Annotated in this window: 9 protein-coding genes; 5 read left to right on the forward strand and 4 right to left on the reverse strand. The window is 63.8% G+C overall.

The window, feature by feature from the left end; translation table 11 throughout:
* Positions 1-144: 144 nt before the first annotated feature.
* Positions 145-2,277 (forward strand): hypothetical protein, encoded by a 2,133-nt coding sequence (locus ACTVAJ_RS21025; RefSeq protein WP_470389925.1) that lies wholly within the window; start codon positions 145-147, stop codon positions 2,275-2,277.
* Between the two features lie 57 nt (positions 2,278-2,334).
* Here the strand turns inward: ACTVAJ_RS21025 and ACTVAJ_RS21030 are convergent, their stop codons facing one another.
* Complete coding sequence (locus tag ACTVAJ_RS21030) at positions 2,335-2,928, reverse strand: transposase (RefSeq protein ID WP_470389926.1); 594 nt, start codon at positions 2,926-2,928, stop codon at positions 2,335-2,337.
* Positions 2,901-3,080, reverse strand: a complete 180-nt coding sequence (locus tag ACTVAJ_RS21035; RefSeq protein WP_470389927.1) for a hypothetical protein — start codon at positions 3,078-3,080, stop codon at positions 2,901-2,903. The genes ACTVAJ_RS21030 and ACTVAJ_RS21035 overlap by 28 nt, the downstream gene beginning before the upstream one ends.
* 126 nt (positions 3,081-3,206) lie before the next feature.
* Between ACTVAJ_RS21035 and ACTVAJ_RS21040 the strand changes: the two genes are divergently transcribed.
* The 3 genes from ACTVAJ_RS21040 to ACTVAJ_RS21050 all read left to right on the forward strand — a co-directional run bounded on the left by ACTVAJ_RS21040 (position 3,207) and on the right by ACTVAJ_RS21050 (position 4,988).
* On the forward strand, positions 3,207-3,380 hold the full coding sequence (locus ACTVAJ_RS21040) for a DUF397 domain-containing protein (protein WP_470389936.1): 174 nt from the start codon (positions 3,207-3,209) through the stop codon (positions 3,378-3,380).
* A gap of 451 nt (positions 3,381-3,831) precedes the next feature.
* Positions 3,832-3,972 (forward strand): hypothetical protein, encoded by a 141-nt coding sequence (locus ACTVAJ_RS21045; RefSeq protein WP_470389928.1) that lies wholly within the window; start codon positions 3,832-3,834, stop codon positions 3,970-3,972.
* Between the two features lie 281 nt (positions 3,973-4,253).
* Positions 4,254-4,988 carry a response regulator gene (locus ACTVAJ_RS21050; RefSeq protein ID WP_470389929.1) on the forward strand — a complete coding sequence of 245 codons (735 nt, stop codon included), beginning with the start codon at positions 4,254-4,256 and terminating at the stop codon, positions 4,986-4,988.
* Between the two features lie 612 nt (positions 4,989-5,600).
* Here ACTVAJ_RS21050 and ACTVAJ_RS21055 read toward each other — a convergent pair.
* Positions 5,601-6,005 (reverse strand): ester cyclase, encoded by a 405-nt coding sequence (locus ACTVAJ_RS21055; protein ID WP_470389930.1) that lies wholly within the window; start codon positions 6,003-6,005, stop codon positions 5,601-5,603.
* 53 nt (positions 6,006-6,058) lie between these two features.
* A complete protein-coding gene (locus ACTVAJ_RS21060) occupies positions 6,059-6,283 on the reverse strand; it encodes a DUF2180 family protein (RefSeq protein ID WP_470389931.1) in 225 nt (74 codons plus the stop codon).
* Positions 6,284-6,657: 374 nt separating this feature from the next.
* Here ACTVAJ_RS21060 and ACTVAJ_RS21065 point away from each other — a divergent pair, with 374 nt between their 5' ends.
* A complete protein-coding gene (locus ACTVAJ_RS21065) occupies positions 6,658-7,671 on the forward strand; it encodes an ABC transporter permease (protein ID WP_470389932.1) in 1,014 nt (337 codons plus the stop codon).
* The last annotated feature ends 148 nt before the right edge of the window (positions 7,672-7,819 follow it).

Below are 7,819 nucleotides of genomic sequence, written 5' to 3' on the forward strand. Positions count from 1 at the left end.
AACCCCATGTCAAAGATCAGCAGCACGGGCATTACCGTGCCCCGGGAATGAAACAGCCCTGGTCGGGTACGAATCCAGATGTCCTCCCTCTGTTCACGCTCGACTGAAGCTGGTGTCGAGCACGCATGTCCTTGGAGGTATCAGTTGAAGCGGGCAAGCCAGTCAACCGACGAGATCGTCTCGTACACGCCGGGCGATGTGTTCTTCGAAGCCGACAGGGTGGGTTTGATCGGACACGAGCTAATGAGCGGGGGATCCCCGGATGACAAAGAGTTCGATCCCTTGCGGGAAGGTTTGCTGTTCCTAAAGTTCGATGGGAGGCAAGTTCGGGCTCTCTATAGTGCCATTGGTGGCATAGCGAAAACTATTTCCACTGCTTACGCCATCGTGGGAGCATACAATACAGTCTCCGACCTTCTTAAGGAGCTCGGAGTATTCGGCACCCAAGAGACTCCCATTGAGGAAACTATTAAGGGAATGGCTATACACGTCGAACAGCTATACGAAAGAAAAGTCAAAGATGAGATGAAAAAGTTGAAACTGAAGGGGAGTGAGTTGAACAGAGTGGTAGATGCTGCCCGCAGGGCCCGAGCGGATGTTGGGCGTTCCCGAAGCCGAAGTAATTTGGAAGATCTAGATGGTACGATCGAACTCCTCGATGAAGCGATCCTTGAGATGCTTGATCCCATATCAGGAGAAATTGCCTTTATTCGTCGTATGTACGAATATTCTCCGGGGGTTGGGCACTGGATCGATGCTGCCATCACGCCATTTATGACCAGGGCGGACGGTGCGCCGGTCGCGTACCGAGACCCGAATCAGGAGCTTCAGAGTGATATCTGGGATCCGGGTCACTACATTGGAACCCTGTTCTACGCCCTCTCTGAGCGGGTGGCAGCGGCCACTGCACTCGAACCAGCGTTCCGGTCCACCGGGCACGGTCGTGAAAGTTTTATCGATATCAGTGAAAAGCTGCGTATCTTCACTGAAACGTGGCGTCAATCAATCCTGATTGTGCATCCCGAGCCTGGTCTCAATGATGGCCATACGTTGATGAATCCAACATATGCACAAGGCCCAGCTGATTCCATCCCTGTCGGTGCGATTGATCCGGTAACTGGCGTTGCTGCCTTCCGCTTCGACTGGCGCGATTTCGAGCAGCGAACAGATGTCACAAAATTCGGAGAAAGTAGTATTTCCTGGCCCAGTGCCAAGGACTATCCTGCGGCATTGGAAGCCGCGAGGAAACTACAGGCGCAACTCGTCGACCAAGTGATCCGTGCGTCGGGAATTGGGCGCCTGTCCAAACTTCGTGACTTGTTTGAAAGACTCAGTCACCTGCCGACCAAATCCGATTTTGTCAACCTGCCCGACGCCCGTTTTCGGCAAATGTCCAATCTAATCCAAGCGCCTCAAGAGGAACAGGTCGACTTGGGGCGCTTGAAGATGTTCTCACCCAATAGGAACAAGACCTATACGTCCCAAAGATATCACCAGCGTGTCGAGAAGACCTTCAGCTTTCGTATGGCCCGTCGTGCTGATTATTCTCGTGTTCAGCTCGGCTACCAGCTATGGATCTCTGGACGCACGTTGACGCTCTGCGAGTTCTCCTCCCCCGGCACTGACGAAGAAGGCCTCACTCCATTTCCAACGGGGCGAGTATCAAGATCGCTGACCATCGACACCAACGTCTATGACTGCTTCCAAAGCAGGCGCACCAGTGCGGTCGACGAGGACCTCTTCGAGAGTGACGCGAGGATCGACGCCGGAGAACGGATGTTTCTGAATGAGAGGCCAGGGACCGTGCGCGTCGATGTCACGGTCGACTTCCATTCAGAAAAACGCAAAGATCAGTACGCCGGCGAGGCGAAGGTGACTATTCGCACCCCTGAGAGCGCTGACCATCTTAGTGCGTTTATACTCAATGTCGAGGTGTTGGAGGAACGCAGTGGAATTTCTGGCAAAACGGACAAGGTGAACGCCGATTCAATGACCGTTCATTTTGTCCCAAGCTATCTAGTTGTGGGTCCAGAATTTTTTGCTGATTTCCATGCCGCAATGAATCATATGAACAAAGTAAATAAGCATATCAATGAGCGCTTCTCTCTCCATTGGATTCAGCCAGGCCTGCCTGACCCAGAGCCGATGTGGCAGAATATTCGGTACGTCAGAGAAATAGATCGTGGAGAAAAGTTCATCAATTCCGCGTTGCGCACGTCACCAGATGAGGTCGCTAAAGAGATCGATCGATTTCGCGTACCGTCACCAGGTTTTTAGATGCTGGTATGCAGAAAGAGGCTCGCAGCAGTTCTTGCTCTATTGCTGAGTTGTTCGTTAGTTCTTCGGGTGCGGGAGGTGGATCTCCAGGCCGGTGTGGACCAGGAAGGACCACGCGAGCTGCTCGTCCGCGCAGACCCGGTTGATGCCTCGTTCTGCCGCGTCGGCGACGTCGGCCAGGTGGTCACCGGCCACGTTGGCCAACTCCCGCGCCTTGATGGCCGACCACAGCATCTCCACGCGGTTGAGCTCGGGGGCATAAGCGGGCAGACGTTCCAGGGTGAGCCAGTCCTGGTCTGCCACCCAAGCGCGCATCGCCCGGCTCCAGCACTCGCTCAACCCGTCCCAGACCAGCACCACCCGCTCGCGCTCGTAGAGGCGTTTGAGCTGTTCGAGTACCGCGATCAGCGCGTCGGTGTCGTAGCTGCCCGGGCGCAGGTCGAAGCACAACCGGGCCCCGCGCTCAGTCCCGGCGTCGTGGTATCCCAGCGCGGCGGCCATCGAGGCGCGTTTCCAGTTCAAACGGTGGGTCAGGGTGCGGCCGCGGGGTGCGTAGGTACGGCGCACCTGGGGCAGCAGCGAGATGCCCGATTCGTCGAAGAAAACGATCCACGCCCGATTCTTCAGCGCCCCCTGTTGATGCGTGGCCACTCGTGCGCCACCCACCGGGCGATCTCGGCCTGGGAATGGTCGCCTTGGCTGAAGAGCTCGGCTGCGCGCATACGCCGGGCCTCGGCCAACTGCGGGCGGGTCAGCGGCGGGACGGCTTCCTCAAAAGCAGGGGACTCGAGTGTGAGGGGCATGCCGTGATGCTCGCACGGCTGAGCCCTTCATGCCCGAAGAACTAACGAAAAACTCAGTAGGACCGCTGCGCTGCCGGTTCCTGAGTCCCGCGTCAGGATGGAAGGGATTCGAGGCATGATCGCATGATGACCGAAGGCAGGGACAAGTCCAGCTACAGCAACGGAACAGGCGGTAACTGGGTGGAGGCGCGGCTAATGGCTGACCACGCCGCAGTCCGCTCTACGCAGAACCGCGAGCTGGGTCACCTCGCGTTCGATTCCGGGGAGTGGGTTGCACTCCTGGGAACCCTCGCGAAGTAGCTGTAGGAACAGACCAGAACCGACCCCCGCCAGGCGAGTTGGCGGGGGTCGGTTCTATGTCAACATCCTCCAGGATAACCGCTCCAGTGCGCTGGACCCGTGACCGAAACCGGACAGGCTCAGCGGCCCGTCACATGCTCGCACCCCCGTACCCGTCCGTGACGGCCTCGCTCAGACCGATGGTTCCTGTGTGGGGGCGATCAGCATCGTGATCTGTTCGTCCATGATCACCTTCGTGGGTTGCACCAGCTCGGCGGACCGCCGGGCCTACAGATGTCGCTGTCGGGGCCGCAGGGGATCGGATTCGGTGGAGGGTTCTTCGGGTCTTTGCCTGCGCGGATCGCACCCTGGGTCCGAAGGTCGGGTGCACGGACCCCTTTGATGTGGGATGCCACCCACGACGAGCGGACCGTTCACAATGGCCAAGACACCAAATCACGGAGGATTTCCCATGCGGCGCTTCTCTTTCCTCAGGTTGAGGCCACAGCTGATCGTCCAGGACGCCAAGGGGTGGACCTGCTTCTACTGCAACTACCTCAACCAGCCGGACGCGATGGAGTGCGGGAATCCGTTCGGATGCCCTGGGAAGTAGGACGTCCGTGCTCTGCCCCTGCCTGCGCGGCCGGGCAGGGTCGTCGTTTCGGGCGGACCTAAACTCCGAATTCTCTATCGGCAGGCCCCGGCCGTTGTGCCCGTTTTCTGGCGGCATGGTCGGGGTACCGCCAGGTAGGTTCATTCGATTCCGCCGTAGAGCGAGGGAAGCCTGCCTAAAGTGGAAAGTCCCCTCCTGAGGCGGTGCGAACCCCCACCGCCCAGCCACAAGGACGGGGCCGTGGAACCTCCCGCCTGTCACGCGCAAGGAAGGCCGTCGCCGTGAGTCCGCACCCCCCGACCCCCCCGGCCCCCACCCGGACCCCGCAAGCACCACTCGCACCCACCACCCCCATCCGCGTCCTCGTCGTGGACGACCACGCCCTCTTCCGCCGCGGCCTGGTCTCGGTCATCGACGACGAGGCCGACATCAACGTCGTCAGCGAGGCCGGTGACGGGGAGGAGGCGGTGCGCCTGGCCGCCGAGCACCGGCCCGACGTCATCATCATGGACGTGCGCATGCCGCAGGTGTCCGGGATCGACGCCTGCTCGCGCATCCGCGAGACCCTGCCACAGGTCAAGTTCGTCATGCTCACGATGAGCGACGAGGAGACCGACCTGTTCGACGCGCTCAAGGCGGGCGCGACCGGGTATCTGCGCAAGGAGATCTCGGTGACCGAGATCCCCCGGGCGGTGCGCGGTATCGCTTCGGGCCGGTCCTTCGTGGACCGGGCGATGGCCACCAAGCTGATCGGGGAGTTCGCCGAGCTCGCCAAACAGGAGGCTGATTCGCACGGCGCCGTCCCGGCACTGCCGCAGTTGACCCCGAGGGAGACCGAGGTGCTCAAGCTGCTGGCGCACTCGCTCAACAACCGGGAGATCGGCGAGCGGCTCTTCATCACGGAGAACACCGTGAAGAACCACGTGCGCAACATCCTGGAGAAGCTCCAGGTCCACTCGCGCACCGAGGCCGCCATCTACGCTGTGCGCGCCGAGTACGTGCGGCCCGGTTCGTAGGCACTCCGTCGTCCCCCACTCGTGCAGGCGGGCGCGGGCGGCGCTGGAGGGGTACAGGACGACCCTGCCGTAGCGCCGATCAGTGCCCCGGAACGCTTCCCTCGTCTTTGCACGCGAACGGCCGCCCCTGCCCTCGAAGAGCAGGAGCGGCCGTCAGGATCACCTACACAGGAGGCAGCGGGATTCCCCCACCGCCCAGCGGCGGCCGTGTGGGCGGAACCTCCTCGCCCCGTACCGTGTCCACCACCGTCACCACCCCGTACACGCGCACCCCACGCTCATGCCGAACTGGGCGGGGGCCGGACGCGTCGTCCTTGGCACGGTCGGGGCGGTGTGGGGCAACTGTGGGGCGAGCGCCGAACAAGAACGTGCACGGAACTGCATCCAAGCGCATCGAACTGCACGAACCTTCCACTCCGTGAAAAGTCCGTATGCTTCCTAAACTGGTCTTTTTCGTCTCCTGACCCCAACCTTCATGAAGTACGACTACATGTCGTTGGGCACCACGAGGGAATGACCCCGGGCCCGTGACCAGGAGGGTCCGCCGCCCCGGCCGGTGACGGCCGGGGCAGCGGACCACCCGGGCTCCGGGCCGGCCGACCGCGCGCCGGACTACCCCGCCGCGGAGAGCGCGCCCAGCTGGCGCATGAGCGACAGGTTGTCGTGGTAGTCGTGCTCGCGCAGGATCCTGCCGTCGCGGATCTCGATGACGTTGCACAGCTCCACCGCGACCTTCCGGCCCGTGGCGGGCACGCCCAGGAACTCCTTCTGGTGGGTACCGGTGACGGTGGCCTCCATGAGCGCCACCTCTCCCAGGTCCCACTGCCGGTGGATGTCGAGCCGCAGGTCGGGGAAGGCCTCCAGATACATCCGCAGCCTGCCGACGGCCCCCTCGGCGTCGTACCGGCCCCCCTCCTCGTCCGTGAACACGTAGTCCGGGTGCAGCAGCGACCTCATCTGGTCGTAGTCGCGCCCCAAGGCCGCGTCGACACACCTGTTCTGCAGGTCGACGGCCATGCCCATGATGATCGCCCCCTTCGTCCGCGGTGAGGGCCCCGTGGCACGCCGGGTCAGGGCCCGTGGTCGAGCCCCTCGGCGTGGAAGCAGACCGGGCAGGTGAGGTGGCGGGCCGGATCGGGCATCTCACTCTGGCCCGGACTCGCGGCCCGGCGGACCTCCACCGGGGTCTCGTGCGCGTGTTCGAGGCACACCCCGGCGCCGCACCTCATGCACACCGCGACGGCGGAGACGGCCTGTCCCTGGCGGGCGCAGTCGTAGCACTCCACGTCCGTCACCTCCTCATCCCTTGTCAACCGAGTGACGGGAACCCCCTAGTTCCTCGCATGCCCCTCCGGCCTGCGGTCACACCTCGGATCCCGAAAGCACGGCAACGGCGTGTTCCGTCGTCCCGGTCCCGGGGCCGACCGGTGGATCGGGCGCGGACGGAACCGCCTCGGGCGGTGCGCGCGGGTGGACGGTGCCCGGTGCGGGGGCGCGAGTCCGGGCGGTGCCCGACGGCCGACGCACCGCGGTGCGCATGCGTGATCAGTCGAACACGTTCCGCTAGCGTGGGCGTGTGGGCACGCCCTCGACGAGAGCGTTCGCCACGGCCCGGGCCGCACCCACGCCGCGGCCGCCCCCGTCGTCGTCCCCGTCGAGAGAGCGCGCCTTGCTGACCTACATCCTGCGCCGCCTGGGCGCCGGTCTCCTGTTGCTCGCCGTGGTCACGATGGTCACGTTCGCCATCTTCTACGTGGTGCCCCGCTGGGCGGGCCGCACCACCGAACAGCTGGCCACCATGTACGTCGGCCGCGCCCCCACCCCGGAGGCGATCCAGGCCACCATCGAACGGCTGGGGCTGGACCGGCCGGTCGCCGTCCAGTTCTGGGAGTTCGTCAAGGGGATCTTCGTCGGTGCCGAGTACCAGTTCGGCAGGGACGTCGTCGAGTGCCCGGCGCCGTGCCTGGGCTACTCCTTCCAGACCTACCAGCCGGTCTTCACCGAGATCGTCCACCGCCTGCCGGTCACCGTCTCCCTGGCGATCGGCGCGGGTGTGATCTGGCTGGTCGGCGGGATCGCCGTGGGGGTGGTCTCGGCCGTGTGGAAGGGCAGCGTCTTCGACCGGATCGCCATGGGCGTCGCGCTCGCCGGAGTGTCCCTGCCGATCTTCTTCACCGGTCTGCTGGCACTGGCCTTTCCCGTGCACGCGTGGGACTGGTTCCCCACGCCGCGCTACGTGCCGCTGTTCCAGGATCCGGCGGCGTGGGCGGTCGGCCTGTTCCTGCCGTGGCTGACCCTGGCGTTCCTGCACGCGGCCATGTACGCGCGCCAGACCCGCGCGGGCATGCTGGAGAGCCTGGGCGAGGACTACATCCGCACCGCCCGGGCCAAGGGGCTCAGTGAACGCAGGGTGGTGCTCAAGCACGCGCTGCGGCCCACGCTGACCCCGATCGTCACGATCTTCGGCCTCGACCTGGGCCTGGTGCTCGGCGGCGCGGTCCTGACCGAACAGGTCTTCTCCCTCAACGGCATCGGCCGGTACGCGGTCCAGGCCATCACCCAGAGCGACCTGCCGGTGATTTTGGGGGTGACCCTGGTCGGGGCGTTCTTCATCGTGGTCGCCAACCTGGTCGTGGACCTGGTGTACCCGCTCATCGACCCCCGTGTCCGCATCCACGACTAGGGCGTGCGTTCGCCACGTACCCAGCCCCGCCCGACCCCGAGGAACGAAGAGGCCACCCGATGAGCGAGACCCCGTCCGACCCCGCCGCGTCCGCCGAGCCCGTCGTCCGGGTGGACGACCTGCGGGTGACGTTCCCGACGATGGACGG

The organism is Nocardiopsis sp. KDC1DS13DA1, from assembly GCF_055632325.1.

What these genes read in the sequence shown, in the direction of transcription:
- ACTVAJ_RS21035 (WP_470389927.1), bottom strand. Translation starts at nt 3,080, where the DNA reads ATGCCCCTCACACTCGAGTCCCCTGCTTTTGAGGAAGCCGTCCCGCCG.
- ACTVAJ_RS21040 (WP_470389936.1), top strand. Translation starts at nt 3,207, where the DNA reads ATGACCGAAGGCAGGGACAAGTCCAGCTACAGCAACGGAACAGGCGGT.
- ACTVAJ_RS21055 (WP_470389930.1), bottom strand. Translation starts at nt 6,005, where the DNA reads ATGGCCGTCGACCTGCAGAACAGGTGTGTCGACGCGGCCTTGGGGCGC.
- ACTVAJ_RS21045 (WP_470389928.1), top strand. Translation starts at nt 3,832, where the DNA reads ATGCGGCGCTTCTCTTTCCTCAGGTTGAGGCCACAGCTGATCGTCCAG.